This is a genomic window from Paenibacillus xylanilyticus (genome assembly GCF_013359935.1).
Lineage (GTDB): Bacteria > Bacillota > Bacilli > Paenibacillales > Paenibacillaceae > Paenibacillus > Paenibacillus xylanilyticus.
Genome location: NZ_JABMCB010000201.1, coordinates 145,771 through 160,750 on the forward strand (window position 1 = coordinate 145,771; position 14,980 = coordinate 160,750).

The 14,980-nt window shown below is 48.8% G+C and carries 10 protein-coding genes; 6 read left to right on the forward strand and 4 right to left on the reverse strand.

What is annotated here, in order from left to right:
• Positions 1-124 precede the first annotated feature (124 nt).
• Positions 125-2,200: an nSTAND1 domain-containing NTPase gene (locus tag HP552_RS24915; RefSeq protein WP_175398086.1), complete on the forward strand. Its 2,076-nt coding sequence runs from the start codon at positions 125-127 to the stop codon at positions 2,198-2,200.
• 31 nt (positions 2,201-2,231) lie between these two features.
• On the opposite strand, the gene HP552_RS24920 is transcribed toward HP552_RS24915, so the two are convergent.
• Both HP552_RS24920 and HP552_RS24925 read right to left on the reverse strand, forming a co-directional pair.
• Positions 2,232-3,914, reverse strand: a complete 1,683-nt coding sequence (locus HP552_RS24920) for a sigma-54 interaction domain-containing protein (protein WP_175398087.1) — start codon at positions 3,912-3,914, stop codon at positions 2,232-2,234.
• A gap of 491 nt (positions 3,915-4,405) precedes the next feature.
• Positions 4,406-5,329, reverse strand: a complete 924-nt coding sequence (locus HP552_RS24925) for a proline dehydrogenase family protein (protein ID WP_312884343.1) — start codon at positions 5,327-5,329, stop codon at positions 4,406-4,408.
• A gap of 256 nt (positions 5,330-5,585) precedes the next feature.
• On the opposite strand from HP552_RS24925, the gene pruA reads away from it, so the two are divergent.
• Together pruA and rpoN are read left to right on the forward strand one after the other, a co-directional pair.
• A complete protein-coding gene (gene pruA / locus HP552_RS24930; RefSeq protein WP_175398089.1) occupies positions 5,586-7,133 on the forward strand; it encodes an L-glutamate gamma-semialdehyde dehydrogenase in 1,548 nt (515 codons plus the stop codon).
• 114 nt (positions 7,134-7,247) lie between these two features.
• Positions 7,248-8,552 carry an RNA polymerase factor sigma-54 gene (gene rpoN / locus HP552_RS24935; protein ID WP_175398090.1) on the forward strand — a complete coding sequence of 435 codons (1,305 nt, stop codon included), beginning with the start codon at positions 7,248-7,250 and terminating at the stop codon, positions 8,550-8,552.
• A gap of 121 nt (positions 8,553-8,673) precedes the next feature.
• On the opposite strand, the gene HP552_RS24940 is transcribed toward rpoN, so the two are convergent.
• A complete protein-coding gene (locus HP552_RS24940) occupies positions 8,674-10,098 on the reverse strand; it encodes an aspartate ammonia-lyase (protein WP_175398091.1) in 1,425 nt (474 codons plus the stop codon).
• A gap of 326 nt (positions 10,099-10,424) precedes the next feature.
• Between HP552_RS24940 and HP552_RS24945 the strand changes: the two genes are divergently transcribed.
• From HP552_RS24945 to HP552_RS24955, 3 genes are all read left to right on the forward strand, one after another.
• Positions 10,425-11,702 carry a methyl-accepting chemotaxis protein gene (locus HP552_RS24945; RefSeq protein ID WP_175398092.1) on the forward strand — a complete coding sequence of 426 codons (1,278 nt, stop codon included), beginning with the start codon at positions 10,425-10,427 and terminating at the stop codon, positions 11,700-11,702.
• A gap of 167 nt (positions 11,703-11,869) precedes the next feature.
• The gene (locus HP552_RS24950; protein WP_175398093.1) at positions 11,870-12,715 is read left to right on the forward strand and encodes a hypothetical protein; all 846 of its coding nucleotides are present in this window, start codon (positions 11,870-11,872) and stop codon (positions 12,713-12,715) included.
• 246 nt (positions 12,716-12,961) lie between these two features.
• The gene (locus HP552_RS24955; RefSeq protein ID WP_175398094.1) at positions 12,962-13,669 is read left to right on the forward strand and encodes a stalk domain-containing protein; all 708 of its coding nucleotides are present in this window, start codon (positions 12,962-12,964) and stop codon (positions 13,667-13,669) included.
• 116 nt (positions 13,670-13,785) lie between these two features.
• Here the strand turns inward: HP552_RS24955 and HP552_RS24960 are convergent, their stop codons facing one another.
• Entirely contained in the window at positions 13,786-14,760 is a 975-nt protein-coding gene (locus HP552_RS24960) for a ring-cleaving dioxygenase (protein ID WP_175398095.1), read from the reverse strand.
• Between the last annotated feature and the right edge of the window lie 220 nt (positions 14,761-14,980).

Below are 14,980 nucleotides of genomic sequence, written 5' to 3' on the forward strand. Positions count from 1 at the left end.
TCAATTATTTGGCTTTCTTCAAGATTTTATCATTTCATGTGTTACTGCGCGTCTCAATATAGTCTCAATTTTGCAAGGGTATCGCGTATAGTAAAAGTACCAGTATCTAGTACGGAGGACATACATGGGAAACAGTAGTGAGGTACAGAGCGACAGACACGATGAACATGGCAAACGTTTTGTAGGACGGGCCAAGGAGATGATGACCCTCGATCGATGGTTTGACGATCCGGAAGCTCCTTTAACCATTTTTTCAGTAACGGGAATGGGAGGGATCGGCAAATCATCCCTGCTCTCGGAGATGTTGTCGGTATCCCGTAATCGGGGGGCTACGGCCATATGGATGGATGGCAGATCCTGTGGTTCAACCCCCTCGGTCTTTTTGGAGTATCTGTCCTCGACTTTGGGGCTGGAAACGATGGAGAGCAATGTCGATCTCCGGCCTCTTAGCCGTCTGAATGAAACATCAGTGCACAAGAGATTGGTGATTGCGGTAGACAATTATGAAGAGCTTGCCTTACTGGAAAGTTGGTTTATGGAGGTTTTTGTGACCAAACTCTCATCTGCCGGGGTACTGGTGATTTTGGCATCAAGGTCTAAACCAACTACGGCATGGCGTTCGCATCCCCGATTGCGGCAGCGTCTGGTGCAGATGCCGCTTCAGCATTTTACGAATGTAGAAGTTTCGGAATACATTGCTGGTGCAGGATCGTTGAATACCGGCATGGCGGGGACCATTGCACGCATGACGGACGGGCATCCGTTTGGGCTTGCTCTTGCGGTGGAAGCGGCGAACCATCGGCAAAATGTAAACCTGGCGGAGTGGGCAGAACTGTCATACATGATCAGTGCACGGCTGCTGCTTGAATTGACGCTGCCGCGGCTGCATCCCATGATCGAGGTACTCACGCTGCTCGAAACAGCGAATCAGGAATTGTTATCTTCTGTCCTGCAAACGGAGGTCACACTGGAAGAGTACCAGGCGCTTAAGCGAATGTCCTTCATCCGCTCGGATCCGGATGGTCTGGCATTGCATGATCTGGCCAGATTGCACCTGCTTCGGGACTTTCGTCAGCGTGAGCCGCAGCGGCTGCAAGCCATGCGTGTACGTATTGCGGGCTTGTTAATGCCTCTTCATGCACAGGCCGGACCGCATGAACAGCGACAGATTGCCCGGAGGATGCTCCTTTTGTGTCAGGAATCCATGCTTCAGCATCGAAAATATGCGGATGTATCCACCGAGTCCCTGTTTTCACCGCTGGAGGTGATGCGGGAAGGTGACCTGCCCTTACTGCACAGATTGTTGGAGGAATGGTGCGAATACAGTGTAGAACCATGGCAGGCGGAGCCTTACCGTCCTTTTTTAGATGAGTTGGCACAGCGTTATCCTGAAGGAATTGTATTGATGCGTGACAGGAGCGGTGATCCCATTGCCATGTTTATTACGGTACTCGTCCACCGGGAGAGCAGTGAGATGCTGCTAAGATATTTTCCGGCAGAAATGAAGGAATGCTTTACCCCGCAGGAACTGCATTGTGATCCGGATCAGACGGATACCCATTTTGCCGTACTGGCAGCTGCAAGGGACGATGTGCCGGGTTACAAACGTGAAGAACTCGTGGGCTATATGGCATTGGACAGATTGTCCCTGCTGGGTGACGGGGCGAGAGTGATGCTGGTCGCTACCAACCCGAACCTCAAGTTGTTTTTGCAAAGCATCGGTTTTCGAATGAGGCGAGCGCGAACTCGCGTCTGTGACCAGTATGAAGATCAGGCGGATGTGCTGGATCTGGATTTGCGCAATGGACAATTCGGAGAATGGGTAATGTCCCTGCTGGATCCCGAAAACCAAGGGAGCAGGATACAGCATGGCTCGAAAGATGGGGACATGGATCAATTGCCCTGGACTGAATCGGATTTGCGAAAAATGCTGGCACATCTGCACTCTCCAGGTGAACTGCATACCTATGCTGCACGAGTAAAAGGTGTGCAAGATGGGATGGAGCTGCAGCTGCGCGTGCTGGATTTGCTGGAGGGACGTGCCCACGGAATTTCTCAGCAGGACCAGATGCTTTTGTATGCAGCTTACTGGACCCATGCGGGCAATCCGACGGCCGCGGCTCAGGCCTGTTCGATGAGCCGGGCCACATTTTACCGCCATTTGCGAACTGCGCTGATCCGGCTGACACGGGTATTATAACTTCATATGGAAAAAATGAAGAAGAGGCTGGTCATAGACCAAGTCTCTTCATTCGGTTATAGAGCGTTGCTCGTGAGATGCCGAGCTGCCTCGCGAGTGTCCGCTTATTACCACCTGTTGATTGTAGACACTGGAGCAGGAGATTCGATTCATATGCATCCATCTGTTCCTGATAGGACAGGGGAGAGACTTCAAATGAGGGGCCATTGTTGTCTTCTTGAATGATTTCCCGTACATCCCCGGTAGAAGATAGTGATGCCAGATCTGTTATAGTTTGTAATGTTGCTGGCTCATCAGCTGTGGAAGACGGCAGTTCCACAGTTAAGGTGAGGGATTCCGGCAGATATTCCGGCTTGACCTCACCGTCTGTTGTAAGAATGGTGATGCGTTCAATCACATTGCGAAGCTCCCTTACATTGCCTGGCCATTCATAGCTGAACAGCAGCTTGAATACTTCGGGAGGGACCAGTTCGATGTGGCGGTTATAGAGCAGAGAGAACTCTTGGAGAAAGCTTTGGGTTAGTTCGTATATATCTTCCTTGCGCATGCGCAGGGGAGGAATGATGAGATTAATGACATTCAGGCGGTAGTAGAGATCTTCCCGAAACTGGTTCTTGGCAATCATGCCCAGCAGATTCTGGTTGGTTGCCGCGATAATCCGGCAATTCGCCTGTTTCATGCGTGTTCCGCCAACGGGGAAGTAGCTCTTCTCCTGAAGTACACGCAGCAGTTTTACCTGCAGCTCCAGTGGCATTTCGCCGATCTCATCCAGAAAGAGTGTACCGCCTTCGGCAAGTTCAATTTTCCCCTTTTTCCCTTTTGGATCTGCCCCGGAAAATGCCCCTTTCTCGTATCCAAACAACTCACTCTCGAACAAAGAAGCGGGGATGGCTCCACAGTTAATGGCAATAAAGGGGGCTGTCTGCGGCTCGCGCAGGTCATGAATGGCTTTGGCAAACAACTCCTTGCCTGTTCCGCTCTCCCCGAGAATAAGTACCGTGGCTGAGGTCGTGCTGATCTTGCGTATGGTCTCGAGACACTGTTTGATGACCGGGCTGCTGCCTTTGATTCCTGCGAACGGGTCCAAATCCGGGCGCAAACGCGCGACGGCTTTCTCCAAATGCTGAACTTTGGATGTCATATGTAATAATTCCTGATGCAGGCGAATTTCAGTTGTTATATCTACTTCGGCAGCTACCGCACCCACAATGCGCCCATCCAGTACAACTGGACGAGCATTGATGAGAGCAAACAGATCCGGCCGAGGTTGATGCTGCTTGCGATAGACGGTTTCGCCAGTGTACAGCGTCTTGAGCGATTGCAGCCGATCAGGTGGGAAAAAGTCTGCTGCCGGCTGTCCGATGATGTCCTTTTTGTTAATGGAAAAAACATGCTCTGCACCTGACGTCCAGTAAGCCACCTTGGCTTCTTCGTTAATCAGGGTTAGCGCAGTCCCTGCCGTTTCGAGTGTGGTCTCAAAATAAGCCTCTATGAGGCGATGGGCGTGCAGCATTTGTTGCAAAACATCATTTAGCGAAATATATCCCATTGGAAGACCTTCATCCTGAACCAGCAGGTAGGGGCTTTCGTTGAAATGGTGAAAGGTCTCTGACAGGTCGGTGGACGAAGAAATAATGGGTATAGGAAGGGACTCATTCAAATTACTCAGGTCTGTCCTCAGAAGGGACATCACATCTGGAAGTAAATGTTTCATCGGTTTCACCTCATTCGAGCATGATGATCAGAAACGACACCTGTTTTGTTCATCGCTACTTGCAGTACGAATCGTTGTTGAGCAATGAAATGATCGGGGAATGATTGTTAGACATATTATAGCGCTCGAAATAAGTTGTGTATATATTTTTTGACATGGGGTGTAGGTGTTAAAGAGTTGGAATCTAAATAAACAAGGTTAACAAAATTAGTATACGCTTACATAAATACATATTGCTTCTCTTTTTAACTAGTTTTAAATATATTAAGTTCCTAAGTTAGAATCAAGTGAAGAAAAGTGACATCGTAATAGGGTGGTTTACACATGGGGGGGAATCGCGTTGTGTCTCGAATTTTGGACATTTCAATTTGGGATGCTTATTTTTTAGACATTAAACGTGAGGGGAATGTGCTATAAGGGTGTTGAATAGAAAAAACCATGCGACCTTAAAAAACTGGGGATCACATGGTTATATGCATAGAGGAAACGGGTTATCTAAACATGTTTTTGACCACCATCCAGAGATTTGCCGGTTTTTCGGCAAGACGGCGAGTGTAATATGGATACCACATGGTTCCGTAGGGGACGTAGCAGCGAATCTGGTATCCTTCCCGGGCAAGCCGTTCCTGTTCGCTCATCCGCAGTCCGTACAGCATCTGAAACTCAAACGCATCAGGAGAGATTCCCCGGTCTTTGGCATACTGTTTGGTCCATGAAATAATGTGGTCATCATGTGAAGCTACTGCCGTGTAGACGCCCTGATCCAGATGCTGGCGAATCATGGACTTGAATTGCTCAATGACTTCGGATGCGTTCTGATAAGCTACTGCGGCAGGCTCTTTATAAGCGCCCTTGACGAGGCGAAGCCGGATGCCTTCACGAATCAAGTCCCGTGTATCCTCTTCAGTCCGATGCAGATAGGCTTGCAGCACCGTTCCCGTATTATGAAGTCCCTCGGCATGAAGACGGCGAACGATATCCAGTGTGGCTTGGGTGAATGGACTGTCCTCCATATCAATGCGGACAAACAAATTATGCAGCTTCGCCTGTGCTGCCACGGAGCGGATATTCCGATAACCTTCCTCCGGGTCGAGCGCAAGACCCATCTGGGTTGGCTTCAATGATACGTTGGAGTCTGCACCCTGGCGAGCAATGCCTTCCACGAGCCTTATATATTCATCGCGATACAAGGCAGCTTCGCTCAATCGGGTAATGCCTTCTCCCAGATGATCCAGTGTGGCCATAATGCCTTTGTTGTTCAGAACCCGAATCTCTTCCAGCGCTTCTTCCAGTGTGCTGCCTGCGATAAACTTGCCTGCCAGTTTTTTGCCGTATTTGATGGACAGATTCTCCACAGCTTTATTGCCCGCAACAGTCAGCAGTGTTTTGCGGTACATTTCCGTTCCGATACTCACACTAGTTTCCTCCTTATGGATCATGCTTCTTATAATCCGTTTATTAAGCAAGAATCGTGCCAAAGTGTCGTGTTCCGCTGAATCATTCGTAAATTGGAATGGTTGGACATCGTGGGCATTGGGCAGATCTTTTATTTTATTCCTCCCCAACCGGAGTTGGCACGGATCTTGCTACATATATTGGGTGATAAGTAAAAATGCATGGCAAGTCAGGCAAGCAGCCAGCAACCCCAACATCCTGAAGGAGGAATTATTCATGAATATCCCTTTTGTTAACGAACCATTTACGCCCTTTGCTGTACCGGCCAACAAGGAAGCCTTTGAGAATGCACTTCGCAAGGTGGAATCCGAGCTGGGACAGGAATATTCCATTATTATTGGCGGGCAAAAGATAACGAGCACTCGTACCTTAACCTCCGTAAACCCGGCGGCCAAGGATCAGATGGTTGGAACGATTTTTCAGGCAGATCAGGAGCTGGCAGAGCAGGCGATTCAGACGGCAGCAGAAACGTTTCGTACCTGGAAGCATACGGACCCGAATGAACGCGCACGGTATTTGTACAAAGCAGCCGCGCTCATGCGCCGCCGCAAACATGAGTTTTCTGCCTGGATGGTGTATGAAGCAGGCAAGACCTGGCCGGAAGCGGATGCGGATACAGCGGAAGCCATTGATTTTATGGAGTTTTACGCCAGGGAGATGCAGCGTCTTAGCGAACCTCAGCCTTTGGCCCGGATTGCAGGCGAGGACAATGAATTGACTTATATCCCGCTTGGTGTGGGGGTCGTTATTCCACCATGGAACTTTCCGCTGGCCATTATGGCAGGCATGACTTCAGCTGCACTCGTTTCGGGAAATACAGTCGTCCTGAAGCCTGCCAGCACCACGCCGGTTATTGCAGCCAAATTCATGGAACTGCTGGCTGAAGCGGGAGTACCGGATGGCGTCGTGAACTATTTGCCAGGACCAGGCAGTGAAGTCGGGGATTATCTGGTGGATCACGCGTTAACCCGTTTTATCAGTTTTACCGGGTCAAGGGATGTGGGTCTGCGGATTAATGAACGGGCAGCACGCACAGCTCCGGGACAAAAATGGATCAAGCGGGTGATCGCGGAAATGGGCGGTAAGGATTCCATCGTTGTGGACAGCGAGAGTGATCTGGAGCTGGCTGTGGAATCCATTACGGCATCGGCATTTGGGTTCTCTGGACAAAAATGTTCCGCCTGCTCCCGAGCCATTATTCATAAGGATGTGTATGATGAAGTATTGCAGAAGGTGATTGAGCGTACAAAGAAGCTTACGATGGGCAGTCCACTTGAAGCAGGCAGTCAGGTGGGGCCAGTAATTGATGACAAGGCATATGCCAAGATCAATGAATATATTGAAGTGGGCAAAGGGGAAGGAAGGCTGGTATTGGGCGGAGGTACTGGGGATGCCCAGGGTTATTTCATTGAACCAACGATTATTGCGGATGTTGACCCGCTGGCCCGGATTGCACAGGAGGAGATTTTTGGACCTGTGTTGGCTTTTATCAAGGCAGATACGTTTGAGGAAGCACTGCATATTGCCAACAATACTGATTATGGCCTGACAGGTGCGGTTATCTCGCGGAATCGTAAACATCTGGAACAGGCGAGACGGGAGTTTTTTGCAGGCAATCTGTACTTTAACCGGAAATGCACGGGAGCATTGGTAGGCACTCATCCGTTTGGCGGATTCAACATGTCGGGGACCGACTCCAAAGCGGGCGGAAGAGACTACTTGCTGCTATTTACACAAGCCAAGCTGGTATCGGAAAAATATTAAATTGAACAGTGGCTCCGGCCTCTAACAAACCAACGTTTTTTATGCTATTATTCCGGGAAAATATACTCGTTCGTGATCTGGAAGCTGCAAATTCGCGCAAAAGGAGGGAGAACCATGTTAGGAATGCAGTTGGTGCAGGAGCAGCGTGTGCGGCTGTCCATCACACCAGAGATGAAGCAGTCCATTCATTTGCTGACGTTGTCCAGTCAGGAACTGGTCCGTTATCTGCTGGAAGCAGCGGATGAAAATCCGGTCCTTGAAGTAGAAGAACACGCTGCCCCGCTGGTTCGGCTCCCGCGAAGAGGGAATCAGGGAACGTTTGCTTCCTATGATCCGCTGCTTCAGGCCAAAGGTGCTGAACCAACACTTGAGCAGCAGCTGTCCGCTCAGATTCGCATGTTGGATCTCCCGCCAGCGCTTGCGGCAGCAGCTGTATATTTGGCAGGGTGTGTCAATGATGACGGCTATCTGACGATGGATTTGGCTGAGGTGTCATCTGCATGCGGTATATCCATGGATAAGGCGGAAGCAGGATTGAATATCCTTCAATCGCTGGACCCGGCAGGCGTGGGTGCACGCAGCCTGCATGAGTGCTTGCTGCTTCAGATCCGGCGGGATCCGTCAGCCGTTCGCTATGCAGAGCGGATGGTAGAGGCGGGACTGGCGGAACTTGTACCGTTCCATCCGGGCAAAGCGGGGACCCGGCTCGCTATTACTTCAAGAGAGGCTCAGGCTGCGTATGATTATATTACCCGGCTTGATCCCAAGCCCTGTCGTTCCATTGGCTGCAGTGAGCGTCCGCACTTCATTATCCCGGATGCCGTTGTGGAATTGCGACATGGCGAGGTATATTTGGGGCTCCATTCGGCAGGGAACCTCCGTGTATCCTTGAATGAAGCATGTTCTCGCTGGATCAGACATGGATCTCCGGACGAGGTCTGGTCTGCCCGGGCAGCGGAGGCAAGAGCAATCGTTCGCAGTGTACAGCTGCGGCGCAGAACATTGATACGTGTACTCACGGCTGTGATGGATGAGCAAAATCGCTTTTTGCATGAGGGGCTAGCGGGGCTGAAGCCGCTCAATCTTGCGATCGTTGCCAAGAAGATTGGCATGCATGAGTCCACCGTAAGTCGTGCTGTTAACGGGAAATATATTCAGACGCCTCATGGGGTATTTGAACTGAAGTCTTTTTTTGCCACAGCCATTGGGACAGCATCTGGAGATCAGATGTCTGCCGCAGCGGTTAAGCTTCGGTTGAAGGAATTCATTCGTACAGAGCAGGTTAACCAGCCTTATTCTGACAGCCGATTGGCAGCACGGTTAGCCGAGGAGGGAATCGTGATCTCCCGTAGAACGGTGACAAAGTACAGAGAAGAGCTTCAGATCCTGCCTTCGCTTGAGCGAAAGCGCTGGGGGTAACATCACAATGCGTTCTCTCATAACATAACAACAGAAGCCTCTGCAGACCGGGTTACGGTCTTGCAGGGGCTTCCTGTTTCATTTTCATATAATCTCAATAAATCCAATTAGCGTAGGTTCATTACATATTATGCAGGAAACGCTCCCCGGCAATACCCGGAGTTGTCATCTGTTCCGGATGCATGATCTCTTCAAGCTCTTCTATTGTGAGCAATCCGCGTTCCAGGATGATTTCTTGGAGCGAAGCGCCGGTCTTCAGGGCTTCCTTCACGATGGACGCAGCTACATCATAGCCCAAATGCGGATTGAGTGCCGTAATGACGCTGAAGCTTTGTTTCATGATCAAGGCACAGCGTTCGCGGTTTGCTTCCATTTCCTCCACGGCATAACGGGTGAACACATCAATGCCGTTATTCATGATTTTCAAGGATTGCAGCAGGTTGAATGCAATGACTGGCCCCATGACATTCAATTCAAATTGTCCGGCTTCACAGGCCATACAAATGGTATGATCATTCCCCATCACCTGGAAGGAAACCTGGTTGATAACTTCAGCCATAACGGGATTGACCTTCCCTGGCATGATCGAAGAACCGGGCTGGCGAGCCGGAAGGCGGAGTTCGTTGAATCCCGCACGCGGGCCGGATGCCATCATTCGAATGTCGTTACAGATTTTGGACAGGTTGACCGCGCATACTTTGAGTGCAGCAGACAGCTCCATATAAGCATCCGTATTTTGCGTGGCATCCACGAGGTCATCAGCCGTCTGCAGCTTCAGTCCGGTAACATCGGACAAATGCTCGGTTACCTTGAGGATGTACTCCGGTTTGGCATTAAGTCCGGTACCTACTGCCGTAGCGCCCAGATTAATTGTAAGCAGGCGGCGGTTTGCAAATTGCAGACGTTCCATATCGCGTCCCAGCACTCGTGCATAGGCACCGAATTCTTGTCCCAGACGGATGGGCACTGCATCCTGAAGATGGGTGCGTCCTACTTTGACCACATCATTAAATTCCAGTTCCTTTTTAAGAAAAGCGTCCTGCAGCCGCTTCATGGTAGCGAGTAACGTTTCAGACAATTGATACGCGGCGATTCGCAGTGCTGTTGGAATGACATCGTTGGTGGATTGCGACATGTTCACATGGTTGTTGGGGTTGCAATGGAAGTAGTCCCCTTTGTTCTGCAGCAGCAGTTCAAGTCCGCGATTGGCCAAAATTTCATTCATATTCATATTCATGGAGGTGCCTGCACCGCCCTGAATGGAGTCAACAATAAAATGATCCAGATGATGGCCTTTCATCATCTCTTCTGCGGCCATGACGATGACATCGCCAATTTTGGGTGGCAGCATTTTCAGCTCCATATTCGTGACTGCTGCGGCCTTCTTCACGGCAGCCAGAGCTGTAATCAGCTCCCGGTGCACCGGAACGCCGGTAATCGGGAAGTTTTCCACGGCCCGCACCGTCTGTATTCCGTAATAGGCATAAGCAGGAATTTCTTTTTCACCAATAAAATCTTTCTCCGTCCGTGTGGACATTGTAGACATTTCTTTCGCCTCCAGTGGCATCCAAAAATAGGTCAGCTCCGGCGATGCCGAAGCGCACTCAGTATATCACTTAAGCAAAATGGATGCCAGGCTAAATGATTTTACCCGAATTACCGATAATAATTAAAATTAGGGGTATTAACCTGGCTTCATGCTGGGTGGATCGAGGTGTAACAAACTTATCTTATAAATTATGCACCACAAGGAAGAAAAGGTATTCATGGTGGACAAGATGGGTGTGCATTTGGTTTTTTTCAGTGATGTAGATCACATGATATTTGGTCGATGATTGGTAAAATAGGAAAAAAGGACTATGAGGTGTGAATATGAAGTGGACTTTAGGCGCAAAGACAGTCGCAGGTCTGGTACTAATTTCAATTATTACGTACGGAACTAGCGGCTTTTTTATATTTTTCCTCCAGGACTGGCTCTCGTTTTCGATGCCAAGCTGGTTATATATCACCTTAGTGCTCATTCTAGGGGTATGCTGGAACGGAATTCTTGGATGGTTCGCCTCACGCTGGCTGACCCGTCCGATTGTTCACCTGGCGAAGGCAGCACAGCAAGTCTCTTCAGGAGATTTGACAGCCGAAATCCCCCAGCGCCGTGCGCAGGACGAGCTTACCGTTTTATATGATGCGTTCCGCGCCATGGTTGCCAATCTGAGAAGTATTGTGAACGACATTGCGGACAGTACGCGTACCACTTCACAGAATGCCCAGTCTCTCAGTGAGGCGATTACACAGGCGGCAGAACAGATCGAGATGATGTCGGAAGCGGTAGATCACATTGCGGTAGGGGTAGAGGAGCAGAAAGTGACTTCCCACCAGTCGTTGATTACTGCGGACGAGATGTTGAACGATTTCCAACGCATGCACAACCAGTCGATTGGTATGACAGAGATGTCAGGGCAGATGGAACGTTCGGTTGGCCACACGAAGCAGACATTCTCGTTTCTGATGAAGGGAATGGATGAGCTGGCTGTATCGCATAATCGTTCCCGTGACATTATGCTTCTGCTGGAGAAGGAAGCTTCGGACATCGAGGCCATCACACAATCGGTCAAAAACATTGCCGAAGAAACTGCACTGCTTGCCCTGAATGCATCCATTGAGGCGGCTCGTGCCGGGGAAGAGGGAGCAGGGTTTGCAGTTGTTGCGCAGCAGATTCGCAAATTGTCGGACGAGAGTACACAATCGGTTCACCGAATTAACGAACTGATTAGTCGTGTACAGCAGCGCATCCGTGATACGGCCCAGTTGATTCATGAGCAGCATGGACTTGTCGTGACCGAATCCCAGCGGACCATTAATGTGGATCAGACGCTGCAGGAATTAACCGGAACGGTTGAGGTATTTATGAAGGGTGCACATGATATCGGATCCAAAATCGCGGAGCAGACGGTTCGGGTTGAACGGACTCATGGTCACGTAAAACAAATTCAGGGGAAAGCCGGCTCGTTCTCGGACGAGGCCAGACGGATTATGGATGCCGCACATGAAGAAACGGCAATCATGCAGGAAATCTCCTCCTCGGCTGAAGAGCTGAGACAACTCACCGATCGTTTGATGGACAAAACCAAAGCATTTCGGATGCAGCCTTAGGCTGTTTCCGGAATGTTTTTTTCTTTTTATGGATAAAGCCGAACATTCTTTCGTAAAAATAGATGTTTGTAAAGTTTTTTTATGAAACATTAACAAATTCGCAACGACTGGGCGATAAATGACGATATAATAGTATTATTCCATTTTAAAAGAAGGAGCCCAGCATATTGAAAACTTGGACAGGTATCCTGCTGATGATCGTTTTGGCGGTTGTTACCATCAGTACAACCTCAGCTTCCAGAACTTCCAATGAACAACAAAAACAGCTTAACATAGATGATCAATCCAGCCAGACCGAAGCGGTCGTGGCATCCAATATTGAAACGATGAATGAAGCATCCTTTTTATCGAAAGAAGCAGCTCCTGTAAAAAAAGAGAACGTTTCGGTTGCTCCGGAAAATGAAAATGTGAGACTATACCCCATGCAAGTTGAGGGTTCAGGATATATTTACAACGGCATGATTCTTGAAGTGAATGGAAAGACGCGTGAGTTCAGTGAGTGGCAGGGGGAAGGCGGGTCCTACAAACCCGAAGTACATGAACTGGATTTGAATGGAGACGGCAAGAAGGAGATTGTTGTGCTGTTTACCGAAGGACATGGAACAGGTATTTATTTGGGGCAAGCGCACATTATAGATCCGGACACGCTCGAAGAGATGAAGATGGAGTCTCTGGATGAGGTCGTGAAGCAGCATGTCCAATCAAGAGTGGACGTAACGTCAGGGCAAATTACCATTAACGTCGCTGTGAATGGAGTGAATGTAGAACCTTCTAAGATAGAGGGAGAAACGGAAGGCTTAACCTATAGTGATGAACTCAAGTTCGGCGACGTGGTGTATTACAGTGTGGAGAACGGCCAGCTGGTAGTGACAGCGTCCGGTGCATATGGTCCATCTGAGTACGACGGTGATCTGACATTTGTCTATGCCTATCAAGATGGCGAGTGGAAGGCCGTGAACGTGGAATACAGTACAGAAGAGTATGAAGATGAGTATTACGAGTCCTTTGATTGAATTTACTAGGTAGAGAAGAATTAAAGGTTTGATTGCACGTAGGAAAAGAATAACTTATGCTTCTGTCTTTTTAGACAGGGGCAGTAACGGTGAGGCTGAAAAAAAACGAGGATATTTAGCCTCGCTTTGTACTGTGCCAATACAGAAAAATTTCCATAATATTGAATTAAAATGGTTGACAATCCCACTTTAGTCGTTTAAATGTATAAAGGACAATTCAATTTTAGTGTCTGGGAGGGATTTATAATGAAAAAAAAGGTCGTGCTGGGATTAATGGTGGGCACACTGACACTCGGGATTGGTACAGGTGCACTGGCAGCAACAGGGCTTGAGCCAATTAAGGCATATCTGAATAGCAAGATTTCTCTGAAAATGAATGGTGCAACTGTCACAGCCAAAGATGCCAATGGCAAGACGGTACTCCCCATTACCTACAATGGAACAACGTATTTGCCAGTGCGTGCAGTGGGGACATTGCTAGGTACGGAAATCACTTATGACAGTGCAACCTCTTCGGTTCTGATCGGCGGCAATAATGGATCTGCCCCAATCGAAGAGAATAAGTTGTCGTTGAGTTCACTTGGAGAAGCCGTGCTTGGAACCTCCGGGTGGCACACCAAGGACCCGGGCGACACCGAGTACAAAGGGACAGATTACAAAGATGTATATCTTCATACAGACTCCGTGAAACAAGGTGAGAGCTTTCAGATTATGACACAAAAAAAGTATTCCAAGTTACATCTGGAACTGGCAGCCATTGCGGGTTCCCACGACATCAGAATAATAGATCATAATAATACAACACTGAAAACACTCACAGTTGCAGCAGATAGTGGGTTGCAGGGTGTAGATGTTGATGTTTCCGGGGCTGATTTTGTCTTTGTGGAGATCGTTGATGAAGAAGCGGGTTCTTCTCTTTTCGTTCCATTGACCACTTCATATCTGACTAAATAATTTATTCTTGATTAAAAAACGATTATTGTCACGTCGTTATCTGGTCCAGTTGAACCTTCGACGCATCCAATAATCGTTTTTGGTGTGAGAGAAAATGATCTAGAGTTATGAGTTGGTTAACGAATCATCGTGTCCAGCGGTTTCAGATTGGCTTCGATCTCTGCCCGGCGACCTTCAAGGAATGGTGGCAAGGCGAGCGATTCTCCCAGATGGGCTAACTCTTCGTCTGTATCAAAACCAGGCCCATCTGTTGCGAGCTCAAACAGGATGCCATTGGCTTCACGGAAGTACAGGGAACGGAAGTAAAAGCGATCGACGAAACCGGAATTCGGGAAACTGAAATTGCGAACACGTTCCACCCATTGTTTCAATTCTTCTTCATTGTCTACGCGGAAGGCAACATGGTGCACGCTGCCGCGTCCTGGTCTCTCCATCGGCAAGTCGTTGCGTTCCTCAACGTGAACCTCTGATCCGCTTCCTCCTTCGCCGGATTCAAATACGATGACATCCGGCTGCCCTGCTACAAAAGCAGGATAGGTCCCTTTTTGGCGGAAGCCAAGCAGTTCAGTGAGGACCGGAGCCGTCAATGATGCATCCTGAACGGTAAGGTGTACAGGGCCAAGACCGACAATGCCATACTCAGCCGGCACCGGGCTCTGATCCCATGGTTTGCCGCCAGGTACACCTTTATTGTTCTCGTCGGAAACCAGGATCAGACGCTGGCCTTCGAAGTCGGTAAATGAAAGGGTAGCCCGGCCTCCACGGTTCGTGATTTCACCATGAGGGACTTCAAACTCATCAAAACGTTTTATCCAATATTGGAGTGCTTCATCACCAGGAACACGCAGAGAGGTGGCAGAGATGCTGTTAACGCCTTCCCGTGTCTGTCCGGCCATCGGGATTTCGAAGAAGGTAAGCTCAGTGCCGGGATTGCCTTTTTCATCTCCATAGAAGAGGTGATAGACGGAAACGTCGTCCTGGTTTACTGTTTTTTTGATCAGGCGAAGGCCCATGACAGTTGTATAAAAACGATAGTTCTCAGCGGCGCGTGCGGTCAGTGCAGATACGTGGTGCAATCCTTTGATTTGCATTTCAATTCCTCCTGAATAAGTGGGATAGGGATATATCTAGTATTTGTATACTTATTTAACTTTTATAAAGCGACTAACTTTTAGTTTGTTTTGATCTGGATTTATCTTAACATAAAGATATTTAGAAAGCAACACCTATATACAACATTCAATGGGATAGACTTTCCCTTCGTTTAATGCCAAAATGAAAAATATGACATTTCGAGATACTACTGCTTGT

Excerpts from the sequence above, each read along its gene's own strand:
- HP552_RS24915 (WP_175398086.1), top strand. The coding sequence starts at position 125 with ATGGGAAACAGTAGTGAGGTACAGAGCGACAGACACGATGAACATGGC.
- HP552_RS24920 (WP_175398087.1), bottom strand. The coding sequence starts at position 3,914 with ATGAAACATTTACTTCCAGATGTGATGTCCCTTCTGAGGACAGACCTG.
- pruA (WP_175398089.1), top strand. The coding sequence starts at position 5,586 with ATGAATATCCCTTTTGTTAACGAACCATTTACGCCCTTTGCTGTACCG.
- rpoN (WP_175398090.1), top strand. The coding sequence starts at position 7,248 with ATGTTAGGAATGCAGTTGGTGCAGGAGCAGCGTGTGCGGCTGTCCATC.
- HP552_RS24940 (WP_175398091.1), bottom strand. The coding sequence starts at position 10,098 with ATGTCTACAATGTCCACACGGACGGAGAAAGATTTTATTGGTGAAAAA.
- HP552_RS24945 (WP_175398092.1), top strand. The coding sequence starts at position 10,425 with ATGAAGTGGACTTTAGGCGCAAAGACAGTCGCAGGTCTGGTACTAATT.
- HP552_RS24955 (WP_175398094.1), top strand. The coding sequence starts at position 12,962 with ATGAAAAAAAAGGTCGTGCTGGGATTAATGGTGGGCACACTGACACTC.
- HP552_RS24960 (WP_175398095.1), bottom strand. The coding sequence starts at position 14,760 with ATGCAAATCAAAGGATTGCACCACGTATCTGCACTGACCGCACGCGCC.